Source organism: Bacteroides sp. HMSC067B03 (assembly GCF_001811315.1).
GTDB classification, from domain to species: domain Bacteria; phylum Bacteroidota; class Bacteroidia; order Bacteroidales; family Bacteroidaceae; genus Bacteroides; species Bacteroides faecis.
Genome location: NZ_KV804225.1, coordinates 120970 through 122273, shown reverse-complemented (window position 1 = coordinate 122273; position 1304 = coordinate 120970). Strand labels below are relative to the sequence as shown.

The 1304-nt window shown below is 38.7% G+C and carries 2 protein-coding genes and 1 pseudogene; all 3 read right to left on the bottom strand.

The window, feature by feature from the left end:
- Nucleotides 1–262, bottom strand: a pseudogene (locus tag HMPREF2794_RS29200) (polysaccharide biosynthesis protein); the annotation flags it as partial.
- A 55-nt stretch (nucleotides 263–317) separates the two neighbouring features.
- Nucleotides 318–674 (bottom strand): UpxZ family transcription anti-terminator antagonist, encoded by a 357-nt coding sequence (locus HMPREF2794_RS00590; RefSeq protein WP_010537667.1) that lies wholly within the window; start codon nucleotides 672–674, stop codon nucleotides 318–320.
- 7 nt (nucleotides 675–681) lie between these two features.
- The gene (locus HMPREF2794_RS00585; RefSeq protein WP_010537666.1) at nucleotides 682–1260 is read right to left on the bottom strand and encodes a UpxY family transcription antiterminator; all 579 of its coding nucleotides are present in this window, start codon (nucleotides 1258–1260) and stop codon (nucleotides 682–684) included.
- Nucleotides 1261–1304: the final 44 nt, after the last annotated feature.

Genomic DNA, 1304 nt, shown 5'->3' with positions numbered 1-1304 from the left:
ACAATTCCTTCAACTGGGAAAAACGGATCGTATTACGATAGGTATGGAATAAAACGGAACCTAAAATACTGGATACAACTGAAATTGCCAAAATATAAAATAACGCGGTAATTTCCTTGGGAGTTTCCGTAAGATAATGAATGCCGATAAACGACACCCAGGTACAAACCAAAGCTATGAATGTATCAATTCCCAATACAATCCAATAACTAAAGTAATTTTTCTGCAAGTATTGAACAAAACGGTCAAATGCGTGTTTCATAATTAAATACCCCAATAAATTATAAAGTCTTTATAAAACGTAATTCATAGACATACTATGATAGTAGTTCATTGTAAATGGTATGTAACCGATTTTTCAATGGTGAGGAGAATAGATTTTGTATAATCTTTTGAGAACGAATAAGAATGGTTTGTTTTTTTATCTCATCTTCAGGATTAGCATACATAGATACACTATATCCCATCAAAAGAGATAAACATAAAGCAGCTTCCTGCTCGGTTGTTTCACCATGATAAAGATACAGATCATTGATCTGTTCATGAATTTCCTTATTGAGTAGTGCTAGATCGTCGACACATATACAGCTCGCATTCTCACCCATATGGAGCAAAGTATCAACTGTTTTTTGAAGTTTATCTATTTTCCCCTGTATACTAGTGAAGGTCCCCATCACCCACTTAATTTCTCTCGTCAATTTGCTCTACATATCCGACAGGCATATCGACACAAGCGCATCCCAGCATATCCAAACGAACTGCTATTTTGTTTTTGCCATCTAATGCAACAAGTTCCCCAACAAGTCCCGTCAAAGGTCCTTTGATAACACGAACCTTTTTACCACGGGCCAACGGAGAATAACTCATACAGATTGCCTCTTCCGAATAATCGAGCATAAAACGGAAACGAGCCATCTGTTCATCAGGAATCACAGCAGGCTTCCCCTCACCACGCAACACCATATAACGGCTTACGGTAGAAAGAGTCAGAGCAGCCATGCGTTCTTTAGGATCAGCATGAACAAATACCATCATCGGAAGAAGAACGGTCTCGACTAATTTGCGGCGATCACTCCATTGATGAATTTCTTGCTGGACAGGAACAAAAGTCTCAATTCCCATTTTCCCCAAATACTCAGCTACTTTTTTTTCGTGATGTATGCGAACATGTGCCACATACCAGCGTTTTAAGCATGCTACGCCCTCCCCTGTCCCATTTTTGGTTCCGAGGATGGCTGATTTCTCTTTTGTTAGAATCATGTTTTTTTACCCCATATGTTTCCGTTACTTCTTAGGTAACGGAA